The sequence below is a fragment of the Providencia sp. JGM181 genome (genome assembly GCF_018257375.1).
In the GTDB taxonomy this organism is placed as follows: Bacteria; Pseudomonadota; Gammaproteobacteria; order Enterobacterales; family Enterobacteriaceae; genus Providencia; species Providencia lanzhouensis.
This window is the reverse complement of the sequence record NZ_JAERJY010000079.1, coordinates 1-15,602: the sequence shown is the minus strand read 5'-3', so window position 1 is coordinate 15,602 and position 15,602 is coordinate 1. Positions and strand designations below refer to the sequence as shown.

Here is a 15,602-nt window from a genome sequence, read left to right as displayed (position 1 = left end):
GTAAGTGTTTTTACTTATTGATATACCAATCTGTAAAGCGATACTTTAACTTCTTTTCTTTTAAAAACATGGTGTTATCATTGGGTTTTCTTTTGACTACTAATGGTGAATGATATGATTTGTATGGCGTGCATTATTGATAAAAAAATAAGTAAACTAAGAACGGTTGAAATCCATAATTCTGAGTTATTGGATGGTACTGTTAATTTTCCTCTTATTGGAAATGACAAAGCCTTTTCTTATTTTGTTGAAGGGGATAGGTTTGATTTAGTCCCGCTGTATCCTCCGCAAAGATTACTAGCAGAGGTTGTATCCATTAGTAAAGATGGATACGTTAATGCTAGATTTATCTAGAATTTAATTGCCAAGGATTGGCATTCATTCCTCTTATTGCATCCATTTAATCGCTAGGATTAAAACAATTCATCAGCCTTTTAAATTTATAGCCTATAGTTAATTAGAACTTTCTAATTATTTTTATAGTCCTTGCCGATGCTTCCATGCGTCGGTTTTTTTTCTAGTCTTTATTACATTCTTGAGTGTCATCAAATTCATCCCATACACACCAAACGCATTTTCCATCTGCCTCAATAACACCAGTATGTCTGCAGTTTTCGCATATAACTTTGTCACCATCGAATACCAATTATTACTACCTTCATCTATATGTACTATTGCTGTTCTGCATCACATTTATCGCAACATCCGAGAAATGCTACACCTTTAAAGGTTTTCATATTTATCTCCTGTTTACATCATTACTTTTAATCCGTTAGTTGATTAAATTTAATAATTCTCCATTTTCAATAAAAAATGATGTGGGTCATTTTTTATTGATTTGGCTTGAATAGAATAAGTGTTTTAGGAATCAATAACGGGGAATAAACATCAAATGTTTACATCTAATGATCCTGATGAAAGAATAATAAATAGACTGGCTATTATTGATATAGTTATCAAATATATAGGAGGTGGTATAACTGTTCTGTTTGTATTGTTTTTTGTTATTGTTAGCACTCTAGTCGGTTTTTTTCTTGTCTAGAACGGAATGTCATCGTCAAAATCCATCGGTGGCTCGATGTGTTGATGAGCTGATTGTCCTGATAGCATAGGGTCTTGAGCGCGTTGTCGAGGCACAGGAGCTCCTGTTTTGCTATTACTACCTAGCATTTGCATTGTTCCATTGATGCCTATAAAAACTTCAGTAATATTTTTTTCTTGTCCATCATTCCCTTGATATTTACGAGTTCGGAGTTTTCCTTCGATATAAACCTGACTGCCTTTTCTTAGATATTCTCCGGCTATTTCCGCTAACTTTCCTTGTATGGAAATATTATGCCAATCAGTACGTTCTCTTTGTTCGCCAGTATTTCGATCATTCCATATCTCACTTGTCGCAACTGAAAAACTAGCAAATGCAGTACCAGTTGGTGCATATCTAACTATAGGGTCATTGCCTAAGTATCCAATGAGTATTACCTTACAAACTCCACGGCTTGCCATTATTTCAATCTCCCGTTGTGGTCTCTTTTTCTGTTTTTAATATTTTCCAGAGCGTGATGTCTTGCGTGTGATTCTCTGGTCATGAGCTGAAGGTTTTCTGGTGAGTTATTATTTCTATTGTGGTCTATGTGATGAACACACTCATTCGGCATTAGCTTTCTCCCTATTATTTTTTCCATAATTACAACGTGGGCTAACCTTCCTTTATTCTTGCCCATAGTTATTTCAATATACCCGCTAGGTTTTAGTGAGAAGCCTTTTCCTATGCCAGATCTACCTTTGGATATATTCTCTTTCCATTCTTTAGTGAATATTCTTTTCTTTCCTAGAAGACCCTTCCCAAGTTTTCCTTGCGAGGATGCCAACCTTATGGCATCGCCTCTACTTCGGAGTATATTTTTCTTTTTTAATCTGAATCGAATTGTTGATAGCGGCATTCCAGTTTTATTACTGATTTCTGTTATGCTCATTCCTGAAAGGTATAGTTCCGCTTCATCCATAATCACCACCAATGAGTATTACCTTGTTTACGCTTTTACTAGCCATTTATGCCTCCTTTTTAAGTTCGTTAATTCTTATGCCTGTTAATCGCTTACATTCTTCTTGCTGAGTACTGTTGCCGTTGAGTTCATTCCATACTTTTTTGTATTCATTTGTGATCACTAGTTCGCTAGTTGCTTTATACAAAAAGCCGGTGTAATCACTCAATATCTGCTCGGCCGTCCTTGGCACGACATCATGAACTTCTGCATCTGCATCGATTGCTGTTTCTTCCGTAGGAATGCAGAAGGCTTGAAATGCTGCGTATTTGTATGCAATTGACATCGCTTTGTTTGTGGCTTTATCCCCGCTATCCATAGCCTCACCATAAGTTACGACTGTGTGCTTGCTACCATCCTTGGTAGATATAAAATCGAACTCAGCTTTGACGGTTACGTAAATTAATACACCGCCTCTTTGAGTAACTCGTTCAGTTGCTGTTCTATTAATCATCCTTGGTAGAATTAGCAATCCATGCTTCACTAACGCAGGAGCTAATGCGTTATAGACTGCATCTATACTTCTAAACATAAATCCTTGTTGTTTATTCTCGCTTTCCTTTTTAATCCCTGTTTCTGCTAGCTCCTTGGCAACATTACTTATTGCTTTGTATACCTCACTCATAATTAACTCCTAAATTTAGTCACCCATATTTCTACCTTCGCCATAACCGTAGTTGTCTGGAGCGATTCCTTTCGCTATATAACGCGCATATCTCATCAGGTCTTCAGCAATCCGTTGCTGTTCGATGTGACTAGGACGGGGAGGGAAGAATTTCGACATTGCTAGATTTGATTGCCACACATTTGTGGCTTCGCGCATCTTCCGTGATGCGTTAATGTTTTGTGGCTTTCCTTGCCTAGATAATTTTATCTGCGCTATCGCTGATTTTAGTGCTGCTTCTTTTGTTGGGTGAGATGGAAAGCATCTAACTAGATATTTACCCATATTCACCTCTCATCCAGCGAATAGGAGTCGATTGCTGCTGAACACCTAAGCTTTCCATGCGATAGTATTCAGCTTCTTCTTCGTGCTCTCTGCGTCTTTTCTCGGCATCCTGCCTTTGCTTTAGTTCACATTCTGAAGTTTTCATATCTCATCCTTACGTGAATGCGTATGACCCACGAGAGTTAACTTGCCGTAGGATTCGATTTGTCTTTTCGCATTGCTGTTTAAATTTCCAATCAGCAACTAATTCGTCTATTTGTTTATCAGTCATGTCAGACTCGCGCAGTAAGGCGAATATTTGCTGTTTTATGTATTTCTGCTTTGCATTCATGCTTGACTCCATATGCTGTTTTTAATGTTTCATTTGCTTCGATCCATCCGTTCTCATCCTTGAGATAGCGTGCAATTCCAGCTTGTGATTGAGCTAAACAAAGTTTGTATTTATCTATATTCATGCTTATCTCCGGATGTGCGAAATCCTCACTTATCTTGCGATAGCGATAGAAAGTCCCCTGATGTTGGTGATATTTATTCGATTAAATATGAAAGAGGTAAGTTTTTTTAATGAATAATGTCTCTGACTAGTGTTTTTAATGCGGCTTTTTTGAGTGCAGTTTTCACCGCGGTATTCCCAATTAGATTTTTCACAAACTCATCCAATAGCATTTGAATATTTGGCTCATTTTCAGGTACAGATATTTCAGCCATACCTTTTACTTTTGGTTGCATTTCATCAGACAGAATGAGTTTCAAGTTAATATCTACTGATGCTTTAGCGTGTGGCATTTTGCCTCCTTATTAATCTTTTAGTGGGGTATTGTTGAGCGTGAACTTTTGTAATTGCAGTGCAAGTTAAGCTGCTTTTTTAAATTTCTGTATTCATGCTATTATTTCCCTTAGTACCAACTACTAAGGGATATAAAGCATGAAAGATCATCACATATCTGAGTGGGCGAAAGTCCGTGAAACTTCAATTGAGATTGCTCAAGCTATATTTGAGCTAGCTAAAAATGATGAAGTTTTAGCTGAGAAAATTTGGGAAGAAGGTTCTGATGAAGTGCTCCCTCTAGCTTTTTCTAAAACAACAGACGATAAGTTGTTTTGGGGTGAGCAGACAATCGAACGTAAAAACGTTTAGTCATTCAAAGCCCTTAATAGGGCTTTATCATATTTCTAATTCTTATCTATCACCCGCTCACCTAATAAGCTTTAAGCTCTCGCTGTCACTTCGCCACTTTGCGTAATTGGCTTGCGTAGCCGTGATTGCTTGTGTTGCACATCGGGTGTGTCTTTTATCCTGACAAGCAAGTTTGCCAGTACATCTGTTTCATCTACTGGTTTAAATATCGAGTCCCATATTTCTTCCACTGAGCGGCTTTTTTGTTTAGCTTTTAACTTGTTACGTTGCTTGTAGTACTCTCCGTTACGTTTATATCTGCGCATCTTTGAGTTTTCTTTTGCTGGTAAAAAAATAATAGCTGTCATATTTGCCTCCTAAGTGATCTTTGGTGATTGGGATGGTCACCTAATACCATATGTGCCGTAGTGCTTTTACTAATCCCAAAAACCACTCAGTGGTTGCTCTGAGAAGTTCCTCTGAGCGTTCCGCTATGCCGTACTGTATAAAACACACGTAATCGGCAAGATGTTAAAGAGCATTTATCTCAGGGTGTGTGCCTTCGATGTGCTTGAATGTATACTAATCGTAGATGCTTGTAAATACAAAATGTAGACTTTGTTTGTGTTTAATTGTCAACTATCTGTATTCTCAGGTAATTTATTTGAAAAATTATTTGTCTTGTAAGAGTGATTTTAAATAGGAGTGAAGTTGAGGATATAAAAAAAGCCCATTAGGGCTTTTATGTTTATTTGTGATCTCTTCTGTACAAAGACCACTCTTCAATTTTTTCACCAGAGGGGAGGGTGCAATATCCTACTTGTCCATCGTTAGTGTTAACTATGTCAAGTTTTCCGCCTATTTTCGCGCAATAAACAGAAGCAGGGTTAGCCATTCCTACTTGTGCAGGAGAGTTGTCATTTTTTCCTGAAGAGCAGGCAGTTAACGAAATTAAAGCTGATAAAATAATGATTTTTTTCATGTGGTTATCCGTTTGGGAGGCTGCGAATTTTACATACAAAAGCCCTCGTGGGGAGGACTGAGGTTATTTAAAGCTATTTAAAGCTATTTACTGTTGTTTTGTCAGTAATACTCTGAATGTATCGTTAGCCAAAAAAGTAACCTTGTAAATCATCTTCTACAAGCTTAATGGCATCTGAAAAACTACCTAACATTTTTTCATCGTAATGATGCCAGTTACTGTCTTTATCCATCCATAGTAGTGACCAAGAACCAGTGATTTTGTTATGTATTATTTTTGCTACAGGTTCTTCTACTCTTGAGTCACTCCATGTTAGCTGTCTAACCTCGAATATAACGACCGAGTCATCTTCAATACGATACTGTAAATCGAGCTCATCTCTGAGATGTTCTGCTGGGCGGCGTTTTTCTAAGAAAAATTCCATGCACTTTTCAATATTTGCTAGTTCAATATCATTGAATGCCATGCTTTCTCCTCAAAAGGTGTCATCAGACCATTGACACTTTATAACTTTACCTATGATTTCGCAGTTTTCATTTATTGGGATTAAATCAAATTTCGGGTTAAGAGGTTCAAGGAATGTTTGCCCTGATTCTCTAATTAATTTTTTAAATGTAAATTCGTTACCGTTTAGCCTAGCGATACAAAAATCACCAACATTCACAGGCTCTTTTGGGTCAATAAGTATCAACATTCCTTCAGGAAAGCTAGGTTTGCCTCCTTGTGCTGCTGTCATTGAGTGACCTTCAACCTCAAGCCAAAAAGCGCGATCACTTGCTTTCTTGGCTGTAGGTATCCATGCAATGGCATCTTTCTCCGTATAAGAGTTACTATTTTCGGTAAATGAACCTGCTTGTACTTTAGATAGTAAAGGGTATTCATAGATTGGCTCAGTTCTACTGATCGAATCTTCGTTAATGCTAATAGTACCATCTTGATTTATGGTTGGGTTATTGATGCCCACATATGCAAGTATTCTAGCTATTTCACTAAATGCAGGCTCTCTCTTTCCTGTCATCCAATGCCCAACGGCACCTTTCGATACCGAAAAATGCTCTGCCATATGATCGTATGTAATGCCCTTATCTTTCATAAGGGACTTGGCTAGTTCATACCATTTCATTTTCATAACCTAATAATACGATATGTATACATAAATGTAGACCGACAATGTGTATACTTTTTTGTTGAAATTACGGATACCTTACGTATACTTTCGTGATAAAGAATAAGGAGGTTTAGATGAATTACATAAGCCGATATAGAAAAAAACTTGGGCTTACTCAGACTGATTTAGCTAAAGAGCTTGGCTGCACAAAGGGAAACATTAGCCATTATGAAAATGGTCGGCGTAAAGCAGACCTTGAAGTATGCAGGCAGCTAGTAAGTTTTTTTAACAATAAGGGAATTAACGTCACTATCGATGACATTTTTCCTCCAAAAGCAGTATAGATTTACTCGTTCTTTAACATTTGAATATAGGTTTGTTTTCCCTAGTTAACTCTAGGGCGTCTATATTCTTTGGAATCGCTCAGAGGAACTTCTCAGAGCAGCACACCCACAGGATCGTGGGTAACGGATTAACTGTATATGAAGGAATATAAATTATGGAAAACGCAAATTCACGCAAATCGTTTAACCGATTTGTATCCAATCACTTGGTGGCAACCGCTTATCAAGTTATCAGAACAACATCTCAAACAGTCATCGCTAAATCATTAGGCGTTCATGACTCAACTATCACTCGTAGAACCGAAAAGATACCTGAGCTATGCGAGACATTAGCAGCGGCAGGGGTAATTGATTTTGTTTTGCCGGGTGAAAAGAAAATTAGTGAAGAGGAATATCGCTTTTTGTGGAAGCAAATGGCTGAGTTTTCACTATGGAAAACAGGTTCATTACAGGAGGTAAATATCAATGAATCCTGATGAATTTATCCGAAAAAATATTATTAAAAAATTGATTGAATTAGGTTATCAGGATGGAGTGGCTTTGGAATTAGCCGCGGATGAGGGGATATCTCATTTTAGACGGTGCTCACAAGCTAGTCGTCGTGGAGCAATATTTGATGATTGTTATCACGTAGCTAACACATGGATAGATAAATATGGCAGTAAGCCAGCAATGGTAAGTAAACGAAGAGCCAAACAGACTATCAAGCAAGTTTCAATGTTCTAAAAAGCAAAAGCCTAGGAGGCGGCAACCAACTAGGCCTTCATCGTATTTCGTTATGCAGGAGTAATTTTACATGAATATTAATTTCAAAACAAATCGATATGGAGGTCGCTATGAATACAGCGGAGGTATTTAAATTTCCCGTTAAGCCGGAGAAACCAAGAATGGCAGAGTTGGACAGTGGCTATACAAAGCTTGCCAACGAGTTACTTGAATCGCTGATGTGCTGCGACCTAACCGCAAGGCAATTTAGAGTCATGCTTGCGTTAATTCGTAAAACTTATGGTTTTGGAAAGAAAAGCGATCGAATATCTGACTCTCAATTAGCTGAGATGACCAAACTATCAAGGCAGAACGTTAATAAGGCAAAGAATGAATTACTTTCAATGAATTATATCATTCTTGATGGTAAAAAAATTGGTGTCAACAAAGAGGTTTCAGCATGGAAAAATCAATCTAGAGACAGTGTCTCTAACTTGAAGACAAAAAACGTCTCTAACTTAGAGACAAATGATGTCTCTAATCTGGAGACACACAAAAGAAATACTTTAAAGAAAAAAGAAATAAATAATATATCGTCAGAGAATTCTATCGAATCCCCTGACCAACCATCCGAAAAAATTTCAGTGGTTGATCCCAATGCTGTTGTTTGTTCCCCCAAAGGTAACAAGTGGGGAAATGCTGATGACCTCAAGGCAGCTCAATGGATTTACTCGCAAGTGTTGATAATCAGTCCTGCAACCAAAGAGCCAAACTGGTCATCATGGGCTAATGATATCCGCTTGATGCGCCAACTAGACGGGTATTCACACAAAGATATTTGCCGATTATTCCAATGGGCTAACCGCGATTCGTTTTGGTGTAGCGTCGTGTTATCTCCTGCAAAACTTCGCAAAAAATGGGCGACTTTAGTCATTCAAAGTCAGCAACCAAACCGAAACAAACGAGTTGTAGAGCAAGAGCCAACACAAAGCTGGAATACTCGTGAAGCATGGGAGAATGAATTTATATGAAACCTCATTTGGCAACTGTAATTGCTAATCGAGATGCAGGCGCACTGGCTAAAATTGCTCAAGACAGTACGCCGCAAAAAATAGTAAGCCCACAGGCTGAGCAACTTGTTGATGTGCTATTCCGAAATCTGAAACAAATCTTTCCTGCCGCAGTAAATACCATCTTCAAAAATGAAAGTGATGAACTCGCAGCTAAACGCCAGTGGATTGCCGCTTTTGCTGAAAATGGAATTACTACCCGTGAGCAACTTCAAAACGGAATGAGACACGCGAGGGCAAGTGATTCGCCTTTTTTCCCCGCAGTCGGTCAATTCATCAAGTGGTGCAAACAGGAAGACTTTACTCAGCTCGGATTGCCCACGGAAACTGAACTATACAACGTGTTCAAGAAGTATTGCTCAGAGCGAGGTTGGCGTAGATTTAATTGGCAGTCGAGCGCTTGTTACTGGATGGTCACTAAAATTTACTCAGAAATGCGAAGTCGAAACTTATCGGATTCAGAGGTTATAAAACTTTGCGCGTCTGAGCTTAAGGCTATGGCTAATCGTATTAAATCAGGTGAGAAAATACCTGATCCAGTTTTGCAACTTGAAAGCGCAGTGATACCCACTAAGCGTGACAAAGCGTTATCAATCATTGCCGATTGGAAAAACAAATATGGATTTAAGTAAGGGGAGCGATAAGACGATTGGAGCGGCCAGTGGGAATCGAACCCACATCATCAGCTTGGAAGGCTGAGGTAATAGCCATTATACGATGGCCGCTAGGTAAAAACTGATTAATTAACGAGTTAACGTTATTAGGCTACGCCTCAAAACTAATTTTCGCAAGGGTAAAATAGGAGGCTAATTGACAGATGATATCTGTCTCCACAAATCTAATCTCAAAGGCATTTTCAAAACCCTCTCAGAAGTAACAGAAACCGGTAAGCGATACCGAATCAGAATCACCGAATGGCGTGACCTCAGAACAATATCAATGAATAGAACATGGCGCATGTGGATAGAAACTACAGGCGATTGGCTACGTGCGCGTGGTGTTGTCATTGATATTAAAAATGGAGCTGGTGAAGTCGTTCTATCAAAGCCAATCACTAATGAAGAAACTCATGAATATTTTGTCGGTCACTGGTTAGGTCGTGATGAAAACGGAGAGCGTGAGAAAACCCGCAAGATGGATAAAGCACGGATGCTTCTAATGATGGAGAAGCATGAACAATGGTGTATTGAGAAAGGCATCCCAATCATCATTCCCAATAACTCGGAGTATATGAAACTTAAGGAGCAACAAGAGAGATGAGAAATGAGGCTGAAGTGTTTATGAGCGCACTTACTACCCTTAAATTATGCTGGGCTATTCATAAATCAAATGATGCGGTCAGGAAGTGTGCTGGAGTGTTAAAGCGCAAATTTATATTACCGCATGCCGTAGATACTATGAGGACGATAGAGTTAAGCGAAAACCCGATGGTTGTGATTGTTGTCGCTGAGTGGGATATTCAGGAGAAATAAATGGCATTAAAACGCGACAAGCACGATATTGTGTTTTCGCAGTTGGTCCGGGAAAGAGCAAATTATGAATGCGACTACTGCGGAAGACAATTTAGACACGAACCTTCAAAACTCCACTGTTCACATTTCAAATCACGACGACACAAATCAACCCGATACCATCCCTTTAATGCTTTCGCTCACTGCGTAGGTTGCCATCGAAAACTCGGCGAAGACCCACACGAATTCAATGCTCACGCTGTTATCACTTACAGCGAAATGACGATTGACCGCGTAGCTCGTTTAGCAGGTACTTCAGTGAAGTTGAAACCGTGGCAAATGGATGAGTTGTATCAGCACATGAAGATTGAGCTTAAAAGAATTCAGACGCTACGGGCTAGCGGTGTAATAGGTCGGATTGAGTTCACGTTACCTGATTGGTACCAGAAAGGGATCACTTATCAGATGGGGGATTTATGAAAGCTGAAATCACGACTATTCCAGAGTTGCTTATTAAGACATATGGAAATATGGCTGAGGTTTCTCGGTACCTAGGATGTTATCGCGCGACAGTAAAAAAATATTCTACCGATGTTAAGGCTGAAAATCATGCTGTGATAAATGGGCGATTAATGACTATGTACAAGACAAGAGAAAGAGGCACTTCAAATCTCGCCAAAGAATCAGATAGTGCCATTTCTATAGCTAAACGTATTAACGCTGAATCCGACGGCAAAAGCTCGCAAATTAATACGAGGTAACGGATGCGTAATATTCAACAAGTACTAGAAATGTGGGGCGCATGGGCTGCGGATAACATCGAGTCAGTTCAATGGTATTCGACAGCGGCAGGATTTAGTCGCTTAATACCTAGTAAGGTGAAATCTCGACCTCAATGTTGTGAAGATGACGCCATGATTATCTCTAGCTGTATGGCTCAATTAAGTATAAAGAATAGAGAGATGCATGACCTGCTACTGGATTATTATTTATTTGGGAAAACATTCATGCAGCTAGCTAGAGAACATAAATGCTCAGATACCCATATAGGGAAAAAACTTCAAAAAGCGGAGGGGGTCATTGACGGAATGTTGATGATGTTAGACATAAAATTAGAATTAGATAGGTATGTAGAGAAGATTTAATAAAATACTTTACGATCGTAAAATAGCTGATATTGTGATAAGAATAACTACAACGTCAGCAGCTTATGAGCCTCACTTCAGTGGGGCTTTTTTGTTTGTTTTATTAGAGTGTGGAGTAGTGATTTATAAAGCTAGTAAATAAAGTGCAATGTTACTAATATGAATTCAATTATTACTATAAATCAATTTCGTATATAAGTGATTTCATATAAGGTGGCAATGATGGTTAATCTTCTTACCTCTAGTGATATGAGCAATACATCAGATAAAAAAATCACTGTAGGTATTAGCTCATGCTTATTGGGTGATAGCGTTAGATTTGATGGTGGTCATAAGCGCTTTCACTTTGCTGTAGATGAGTTATCAGATTATTTCGAATACCAACAAGCATGCCCGGAAATGGCGATTGGTTTACCAACACCTAGACCTGCATTGAGGCTAGTTAAATCTGACGAAAATAGCGTTAGACTCAAGTTCAGCGATGGTCGTGAAGGCGATTTAACTGAAGAGATGCTTCAGTTTTCGACCACTTATTTGAGTGGGCTTTTAAATTTAAGTGGTTATATTGTATGTAAAAACTCACCTAGCTGTGGCTTGGAAAGGGTTCGAGTATATGATTCAGTTGGCAATGGTAATAAAAAGTCTGGAATTGGGCTTTTTACTGAACAATTACTCAAAGTAATGCCTTGGTTGCCTGTTGAGGAAGATGGCAGGTTAAGCGATCCTCATATTCGAGAAAATTTTATTATACGGGTATTTGCTCTTCATGAGCTAAATGAACTAAAGAAAAACTCCTTCAATCGGCACTCATTAATCGACTTTCATACTCGATATAAGCTCCTTTTATTGGCGCATTCACAGCCTCTTTATCGAGAACTTGGTCGTTTTGTTGCTAGTAACAATGAATGGGATTCAATCGATTCTTATTTTGATGAGTATCGAAATAAGTTTATGAATTTATTACAACACCAAGCGACTAGGCGCAATCACACTAATGTGCTTATGCATATCCAAGGTTACTTTAAACGTTATCTGACATCAAACCAAAGGCAAGCATTGAGTAAGTTAATCCTCGAATACCGCCAAGGAACACAGCCTTTATTGGCTCCATTAACATTAATTACGCACTATTTATCTGAGTACCCCGATAACTATTTGAATAATCAAAAATATTTCCATCCTTATCCTCAGTCATTAAGACTGCGATATGGGTTATGATATTAAAAATAATTCTCAGAATTTCAAAGTTATTCATATGATTGGTTCTTCCAGTCATATGAATATTGAACATAAAAGCTATGTTAGCGTATAACTGTCGGGATGAACGAAATCATTCATATTTACATAAGTCACCTAGCGAGGATTTTTCATATGTAACCTCAGTTAATCAAATCAATACTATTGCAAAAATAATTGGATTGATAATAAGTTGGCTATCAATATGATTTGTTTGGAAAAGTTATTGATGATGAATATGTGGTGTCTTAAGCAAAATCAACGCTTTTATGGTGAGAGTGAAAATTAAATTTGCTATCCCAGTGTTTGTATGGCTTAATCAAGTCATCGGTTTGGAAGTACAGGCCTATTTATGCTAGTCAGTTTAAAGTTGTTCACCATTTAGCGTTATCTAAGATATCCCTTCATTGCGAATTCCTTATAATTAATTCCCATAAGTAAAAATAAAAATCAAACCTCATCTATGCCTTATGGCAATCAAAAAATTAAAGGAAATTCTATGTCTAATACAATGACAGGTTTAGTAAAGTGGTTTAACGAATCTAAAGGTTTTGGTTTCATCTCTCCTGAAGATGGGAGCAAAGATGTATTTGTTCACTTCTCCGCGATTCAAAGCGATGATTTCAAAACATTATATGATGGACAAAAAGTCAGCTTTTCGGTAGAAAATGGCGCAAAAGGTCCAGCGGCTGCTAATGTGGTGGCACTTTAAGACAACATTAATATGAGATGCCCTTGTTGTAAGGGGTCTCAATATAGACGCTATCACTTTGATGTATCAAAAAGCAATCCATATGGCGCTAAATGTATTTTTTGTAAATCTAATATGAAGCCAGCTTAAATAACATATAGATTATAAAACCCCGCAAAAGTGGGGTTTTTTGTTTTATATATCATTACAATCCCCCCAGTGAGAGAGTTCTGTGTTACAATAGCCATGTAATCATACCTCATTGCTATAAAAGCAAATCTTGCAGTTGCGAGTTTTTATTTTAAAAATAGATGCGGTATCCAAAGGATTTATTTCCTAAGGGATCACCTATGAACTTACCTACCTTTTATCAACGAACTTTATCACTAACGCAAAATGCTCTAACTATTTTAGGATTGCTTTTAGCCTCGTTTGCATTGGTCTACTGGATGTAAAATCATTCCGCCATTAACTCAACTGGAAGAGTATTTAGTATTAGCAAAACTAAGAGTCGGGGTTCGATACCTCGATGGCGGTCCATAAGTTATAAATCTTTTGTACAATGTAAATACGGAGATGTATGAACTATTACATTCAGACGACGATGGGACCAAAAGGTAATTACAAAATACACAAAGTTGGCTGTAAACAAATGCCGATGACTTCAAATCGTTTCTACCTAGGTAACCTATTTAATGCTATACATGCAATAGCTGCGGCTAAAGCTTCAGGATATAGCCTTATTAAAATATGCGCATGTTGTACCAGTAGGAGTGCGAGGTAATACGTTGAAAATACCCTGTCTAGTGCGGTTTTTTGTTTGAGCTAGTCGTTCTAAGCCAAAGTTAATGAATCATAATTGCACTGTTTAGATTTAAGTCTGTTTTGGTGTACTAAATACGCGGCTACCTCGATATTTTAATCAACCTAAATCATTTGATGAATAGTTATTGTTCGCGGCGATCTCTATTCAAGATGTAAGCTAAATTAATCTTTATGTATAATAGCGTACTCGCATATACATGAATGAGGTATTTATGTTTTTTGGTATATTTATTGTCCTCGCGGGCATAATAACATTACTCGAAAATTATGGCGTCATCTCAGGAGATGTGAAGTGGGGATTACCTCTCGCCATTATTATTTATGGGTTAAGTGTTGTTTACGATGCTATAACAGGTAAGAAAAAAAATTAATTATCTAGAATTTACTAAGGTCACTTCGGTGACCTTTTTTATTGCCTAAATTTCAACTGACTTCATTAACATCTTCTAGTTTTTATAGCTGGTGGCTTTCTATTAACCAAATCTTGGACCACTCCGTTGGGGGTGATATGCGTATGAACGAAAAATACTCTAGCCCCTTTTCTTATGCTCTTGGAGTTATCACTACTACAGCTGGGGCATTATCACTAGACCAGTGGGCTGTGCTCATCGGGATTATCTGTACTGTCGCTACCTTCTTGGTGAATTGGTACTACAAACGGAAAGAATTCAAATTAAGAGAGGCTAACAGTGGCAAAGATACCAAATAAAATAAAAATAGCCGCTGTGACAGGTGGGCTGATGGCATTAACTGTTGTAATGGTGACTAATTTTGAGGGATATGAGCCCAAACCCTACCGTGATGTAGGTGGTGTTCTTACGGTGTGTTATGGGCATACAGGTTCTGACATTATTCCGACGAAAATCTATACAAAAGTCGAGTGTGACGAGTTACTGGAAAAAGACTTAGCAATCGTCGCTAAAGCAGTAAACCCCTTAATTAAAATCAATATTCCTGATTACACCAGGGCGGCACTTTATTCATTTACTTATAACGTGGGAATAGGTGCTTTCTCGCGCTCAACATTACTTAAAAAACTTAATGCTGGTGACCAAGCTGGCGCATGTAATGAACTAAAACGCTGGATATATGCAGGGGGGAAGGCGTGGAAAGGGCTAATGACGAGACGAGAGGTAGAAAAAACCGTGTGTCTTGGCGAGTTTGCTTATGCTTATCCTACTTTATTATCTGTCTACCCATCTACTTGGCAATTGGCGTATACACACTTCGAGACGACACTTGTGGTGGCACTGACAAGGTAAGTTTAGAGAAGCGTTGCCAAAAAGCTATCGAGCATTACAAAGGTCGGCAAGTTAATTTTTAAACGTCTTTATGGTAATCGCCATGAATAAAGTCAGCGTATTGTTATTTATTGTCGCATTGATAGCGATATGGGGAATGTGGAAACAACACGAGAGGATAGGTGAGTTAAATACCAAAAATGCCGGACTACTCGTTGAGTTGACAGAGCAGGTCAAAATTAATGAGGATTACCAAGAACGTGTCCAATCTCTCCATAAACTCGATACTAAACATATTCAGGAACTAGCCAATGCAAAAATTGAAATTGATGAGTTGCGTATTGCTGCTGAGCGTAATCCTGAGCGGGTGTACATCCGAGCCAGCTGCCAGAAAGTCGAAACCAATTCCACCTCCGGCGTGGATGATGGAACAACCGCCAGACCTACTGACTCCGCTATCGGAAATTATTGGCTACTCAGGCAGCGAATCGCAGAATCCAAGAATATGATACTTGGTTTGCAAGATTACATTAGAGCGGAGTGTTTACGTTAATACCAATCAGTAAATGCCCTTGCAAAAAAAATTAAATTTATGAAAGTCAGAGTGCTTAACAGGTAGATAGAGAATTTTAAAAAAAGTGTCGTTAAATTTGGTTGTTTTTTATCTTTAACAATAATCAATAGGATGCAGGCAAG

General features: G+C 38.2%; 27 protein-coding genes, 1 tRNA gene and 1 pseudogene. 17 read left to right on the top strand and 12 right to left on the bottom strand.

The window, feature by feature from the left end:
• Positions 1-1,038 precede the first annotated feature (1,038 nt).
• From ssb to JK188_RS11220, 7 genes are all read right to left on the bottom strand, one after another.
• On the bottom strand, positions 1,039-1,503 hold the full coding sequence (gene ssb / locus JK188_RS11250) for a single-stranded DNA-binding protein (RefSeq protein WP_154600015.1): 465 nt from the start codon (positions 1,501-1,503) through the stop codon (positions 1,039-1,041).
• Positions 1,503-2,003: an HNH endonuclease signature motif containing protein gene (locus JK188_RS11245; RefSeq protein ID WP_207910762.1), complete on the bottom strand. Its 501-nt coding sequence runs from the start codon at positions 2,001-2,003 to the stop codon at positions 1,503-1,505. Before JK188_RS11245 ends, ssb begins: the two co-directional genes overlap by 1 nt.
• Before the next feature lie 46 nt (positions 2,004-2,049).
• Positions 2,050-2,667, bottom strand: coding sequence for an ERF family protein (locus tag JK188_RS11240; protein ID WP_154600014.1), 618 nt, complete (start codon positions 2,665-2,667; stop codon positions 2,050-2,052).
• A gap of 15 nt (positions 2,668-2,682) precedes the next feature.
• A complete protein-coding gene (locus JK188_RS11235) occupies positions 2,683-2,991 on the bottom strand; it encodes a hypothetical protein (protein WP_036951033.1) in 309 nt (102 codons plus the stop codon).
• Complete coding sequence (locus JK188_RS11230) at positions 2,984-3,136, bottom strand: hypothetical protein (RefSeq protein ID WP_154600013.1); 153 nt, start codon at positions 3,134-3,136, stop codon at positions 2,984-2,986. The genes JK188_RS11235 and JK188_RS11230 overlap by 8 nt, the downstream gene beginning before the upstream one ends.
• Positions 3,137-3,263: 127 nt before the next feature.
• Positions 3,264-3,446 (bottom strand): hypothetical protein, encoded by a 183-nt coding sequence (locus tag JK188_RS11225; protein WP_154600012.1) that lies wholly within the window; start codon positions 3,444-3,446, stop codon positions 3,264-3,266.
• A gap of 106 nt (positions 3,447-3,552) precedes the next feature.
• Positions 3,553-3,777: a hypothetical protein gene (locus JK188_RS11220; protein ID WP_006658121.1), complete on the bottom strand. Its 225-nt coding sequence runs from the start codon at positions 3,775-3,777 to the stop codon at positions 3,553-3,555.
• Between the two features lie 139 nt (positions 3,778-3,916).
• Here JK188_RS11220 and JK188_RS11215 point away from each other — a divergent pair, with 139 nt between their 5' ends.
• The gene (locus JK188_RS11215; RefSeq protein WP_036951028.1) at positions 3,917-4,129 is read left to right on the top strand and encodes a YccJ family protein; all 213 of its coding nucleotides are present in this window, start codon (positions 3,917-3,919) and stop codon (positions 4,127-4,129) included.
• Positions 4,130-4,200: 71 nt separating this feature from the next.
• Here JK188_RS11215 and JK188_RS11210 read toward each other — a convergent pair whose 3' ends face one another.
• The 4 genes from JK188_RS11210 to JK188_RS11195 form a co-directional block, all read right to left on the bottom strand.
• On the bottom strand, positions 4,201-4,476 hold the full coding sequence (locus tag JK188_RS11210) for a hypothetical protein (protein WP_036951026.1): 276 nt from the start codon (positions 4,474-4,476) through the stop codon (positions 4,201-4,203).
• Between the two features lie 380 nt (positions 4,477-4,856).
• Positions 4,857-5,090, bottom strand: coding sequence for a putative hemolysin (locus JK188_RS11205; RefSeq protein ID WP_154600011.1), 234 nt, complete (start codon positions 5,088-5,090; stop codon positions 4,857-4,859).
• A 124-nt stretch (positions 5,091-5,214) separates the two neighbouring features.
• Positions 5,215-5,556: a DUF3024 domain-containing protein gene (locus JK188_RS11200; protein ID WP_006658129.1), complete on the bottom strand. Its 342-nt coding sequence runs from the start codon at positions 5,554-5,556 to the stop codon at positions 5,215-5,217.
• Positions 5,557-5,565: 9 nt separating this feature from the next.
• Entirely contained in the window at positions 5,566-6,213 is a 648-nt protein-coding gene (locus tag JK188_RS11195) for a LexA family protein (RefSeq protein WP_112837176.1), read from the bottom strand.
• A gap of 119 nt (positions 6,214-6,332) precedes the next feature.
• Here JK188_RS11195 and JK188_RS11190 point away from each other — a divergent pair, with 119 nt between their 5' ends.
• From JK188_RS11190 to JK188_RS11170, 5 genes are all read left to right on the top strand, one after another.
• A complete protein-coding gene (locus JK188_RS11190) occupies positions 6,333-6,542 on the top strand; it encodes a helix-turn-helix transcriptional regulator (protein WP_036951015.1) in 210 nt (69 codons plus the stop codon).
• A 155-nt stretch (positions 6,543-6,697) separates the two neighbouring features.
• Positions 6,698-7,018 (top strand): hypothetical protein, encoded by a 321-nt coding sequence (locus tag JK188_RS11185; protein ID WP_154600010.1) that lies wholly within the window; start codon positions 6,698-6,700, stop codon positions 7,016-7,018.
• A complete protein-coding gene (locus tag JK188_RS11180; protein WP_154609976.1) occupies positions 7,008-7,268 on the top strand; it encodes a hypothetical protein in 261 nt (86 codons plus the stop codon). Before JK188_RS11185 ends, JK188_RS11180 begins: the two co-directional genes overlap by 11 nt.
• A 110-nt stretch (positions 7,269-7,378) precedes the next feature.
• A complete protein-coding gene (locus JK188_RS11175; protein WP_154600009.1) occupies positions 7,379-8,278 on the top strand; it encodes a replication protein in 900 nt (299 codons plus the stop codon).
• The gene (locus JK188_RS11170; RefSeq protein WP_154600008.1) at positions 8,275-8,949 is read left to right on the top strand and encodes a replication protein P; all 675 of its coding nucleotides are present in this window, start codon (positions 8,275-8,277) and stop codon (positions 8,947-8,949) included. The genes JK188_RS11175 and JK188_RS11170 overlap by 4 nt, the downstream gene beginning before the upstream one ends.
• Before the next feature lie 18 nt (positions 8,950-8,967).
• Here JK188_RS11170 and JK188_RS11165 read toward each other — a convergent pair.
• Positions 8,968-9,042, bottom strand: a tRNA-Gly gene (locus tag JK188_RS11165).
• An 85-nt stretch (positions 9,043-9,127) separates the two neighbouring features.
• Between JK188_RS11165 and JK188_RS11160 the strand changes: the two genes are divergently transcribed.
• The 11 genes and pseudogenes from JK188_RS11160 (at position 9,128) to JK188_RS11115 (ending at position 15,459) form a co-directional block, all read left to right on the top strand.
• Positions 9,128-9,577 (top strand): hypothetical protein, encoded by a 450-nt coding sequence (locus JK188_RS11160; RefSeq protein WP_154600007.1) that lies wholly within the window; start codon positions 9,128-9,130, stop codon positions 9,575-9,577.
• Positions 9,574-9,789, top strand: coding sequence for a DUF7740 domain-containing protein (locus tag JK188_RS18000; protein ID WP_154600006.1), 216 nt, complete (start codon positions 9,574-9,576; stop codon positions 9,787-9,789). The genes JK188_RS11160 and JK188_RS18000 overlap by 4 nt, the downstream gene beginning before the upstream one ends.
• Positions 9,790-10,248 (top strand): hypothetical protein, encoded by a 459-nt coding sequence (locus JK188_RS17995; RefSeq protein WP_154609977.1) that lies wholly within the window; start codon positions 9,790-9,792, stop codon positions 10,246-10,248.
• A complete protein-coding gene (locus tag JK188_RS11145) occupies positions 10,245-10,529 on the top strand; it encodes a bacteriophage protein (RefSeq protein WP_036950159.1) in 285 nt (94 codons plus the stop codon). Before JK188_RS17995 ends, JK188_RS11145 begins: the two co-directional genes overlap by 4 nt.
• Before the next feature lie 3 nt (positions 10,530-10,532).
• The gene (locus JK188_RS11140) at positions 10,533-10,913 is read left to right on the top strand and encodes an antiterminator Q family protein (protein WP_036950157.1); all 381 of its coding nucleotides are present in this window, start codon (positions 10,533-10,535) and stop codon (positions 10,911-10,913) included.
• A 222-nt stretch (positions 10,914-11,135) separates the two neighbouring features.
• Positions 11,136-12,131, top strand: a complete 996-nt coding sequence (locus JK188_RS11135; RefSeq protein WP_132495154.1) for a YbgA family protein — start codon at positions 11,136-11,138, stop codon at positions 12,129-12,131.
• A 517-nt stretch (positions 12,132-12,648) separates the two neighbouring features.
• A complete protein-coding gene (cspE, locus tag JK188_RS11130) occupies positions 12,649-12,861 on the top strand; it encodes a transcription antiterminator/RNA stability regulator CspE (RefSeq protein WP_036952486.1) in 213 nt (70 codons plus the stop codon).
• A gap of 12 nt (positions 12,862-12,873) precedes the next feature.
• Positions 12,874-12,978: pseudogene (gene ymcF / locus JK188_RS17740) on the top strand (cold shock small protein YmcF); the annotation flags it as partial.
• Between the two features lie 1,195 nt (positions 12,979-14,173).
• Positions 14,174-14,374, top strand: a complete 201-nt coding sequence (locus tag JK188_RS11125; RefSeq protein ID WP_036952477.1) for a phage holin family protein — start codon at positions 14,174-14,176, stop codon at positions 14,372-14,374.
• Positions 14,355-14,927, top strand: coding sequence for a lysozyme (locus tag JK188_RS11120; protein ID WP_196712413.1), 573 nt, complete (start codon positions 14,355-14,357; stop codon positions 14,925-14,927). Before JK188_RS11125 ends, JK188_RS11120 begins: the two co-directional genes overlap by 20 nt.
• Positions 14,928-15,009: 82 nt before the next feature.
• Complete coding sequence (locus JK188_RS11115; RefSeq protein WP_108479709.1) at positions 15,010-15,459, top strand: lysis protein; 450 nt, start codon at positions 15,010-15,012, stop codon at positions 15,457-15,459.
• Positions 15,460-15,602: the final 143 nt, after the last annotated feature.

Bases quoted from the DNA above. Each gene is read 5' to 3' on its own strand.
- JK188_RS11125 (WP_036952477.1), top strand. From the start codon at position 14,174: ATGCGTATGAACGAAAAATACTCTAGCCCCTTTTCTTATGCTCTTGGA.
- JK188_RS11200 (WP_006658129.1), bottom strand. From the start codon at position 5,556: ATGGCATTCAATGATATTGAACTAGCAAATATTGAAAAGTGCATGGAA.
- JK188_RS11135 (WP_132495154.1), top strand. From the start codon at position 11,136: ATGGTTAATCTTCTTACCTCTAGTGATATGAGCAATACATCAGATAAA.
- JK188_RS11240 (WP_154600014.1), bottom strand. From the start codon at position 2,667: ATGAGTGAGGTATACAAAGCAATAAGTAATGTTGCCAAGGAGCTAGCA.
- JK188_RS11190 (WP_036951015.1), top strand. From the start codon at position 6,333: ATGAATTACATAAGCCGATATAGAAAAAAACTTGGGCTTACTCAGACT.
- JK188_RS11145 (WP_036950159.1), top strand. From the start codon at position 10,245: ATGAAAGCTGAAATCACGACTATTCCAGAGTTGCTTATTAAGACATAT.
- JK188_RS11115 (WP_108479709.1), top strand. From the start codon at position 15,010: ATGAATAAAGTCAGCGTATTGTTATTTATTGTCGCATTGATAGCGATA.
- JK188_RS11195 (WP_112837176.1), bottom strand. From the start codon at position 6,213: ATGAAATGGTATGAACTAGCCAAGTCCCTTATGAAAGATAAGGGCATT.
- JK188_RS11245 (WP_207910762.1), bottom strand. From the start codon at position 2,003: ATGGATGAAGCGGAACTATACCTTTCAGGAATGAGCATAACAGAAATC.
- JK188_RS11140 (WP_036950157.1), top strand. From the start codon at position 10,533: ATGCGTAATATTCAACAAGTACTAGAAATGTGGGGCGCATGGGCTGCG.
- JK188_RS11185 (WP_154600010.1), top strand. From the start codon at position 6,698: ATGGAAAACGCAAATTCACGCAAATCGTTTAACCGATTTGTATCCAAT.
- JK188_RS11215 (WP_036951028.1), top strand. From the start codon at position 3,917: ATGAAAGATCATCACATATCTGAGTGGGCGAAAGTCCGTGAAACTTCA.
- JK188_RS11220 (WP_006658121.1), bottom strand. From the start codon at position 3,777: ATGCCACACGCTAAAGCATCAGTAGATATTAACTTGAAACTCATTCTG.
- JK188_RS17995 (WP_154609977.1), top strand. From the start codon at position 9,790: ATGGCATTAAAACGCGACAAGCACGATATTGTGTTTTCGCAGTTGGTC.
- ssb (WP_154600015.1), bottom strand. From the start codon at position 1,503: ATGGCAAGCCGTGGAGTTTGTAAGGTAATACTCATTGGATACTTAGGC.
- JK188_RS18000 (WP_154600006.1), top strand. From the start codon at position 9,574: ATGAGAAATGAGGCTGAAGTGTTTATGAGCGCACTTACTACCCTTAAA.
- JK188_RS11170 (WP_154600008.1), top strand. From the start codon at position 8,275: ATGAAACCTCATTTGGCAACTGTAATTGCTAATCGAGATGCAGGCGCA.
- JK188_RS11210 (WP_036951026.1), bottom strand. From the start codon at position 4,476: ATGACAGCTATTATTTTTTTACCAGCAAAAGAAAACTCAAAGATGCGC.
- cspE (WP_036952486.1), top strand. From the start codon at position 12,649: ATGTCTAATACAATGACAGGTTTAGTAAAGTGGTTTAACGAATCTAAA.
- JK188_RS11235 (WP_036951033.1), bottom strand. From the start codon at position 2,991: ATGGGTAAATATCTAGTTAGATGCTTTCCATCTCACCCAACAAAAGAA.
- JK188_RS11175 (WP_154600009.1), top strand. From the start codon at position 7,379: ATGAATACAGCGGAGGTATTTAAATTTCCCGTTAAGCCGGAGAAACCA.
- JK188_RS11205 (WP_154600011.1), bottom strand. From the start codon at position 5,090: ATGAAAAAAATCATTATTTTATCAGCTTTAATTTCGTTAACTGCCTGC.
- JK188_RS11230 (WP_154600013.1), bottom strand. From the start codon at position 3,136: ATGAAAACTTCAGAATGTGAACTAAAGCAAAGGCAGGATGCCGAGAAA.
- JK188_RS11180 (WP_154609976.1), top strand. From the start codon at position 7,008: ATGAATCCTGATGAATTTATCCGAAAAAATATTATTAAAAAATTGATT.
- JK188_RS11225 (WP_154600012.1), bottom strand. From the start codon at position 3,446: ATGAATATAGATAAATACAAACTTTGTTTAGCTCAATCACAAGCTGGA.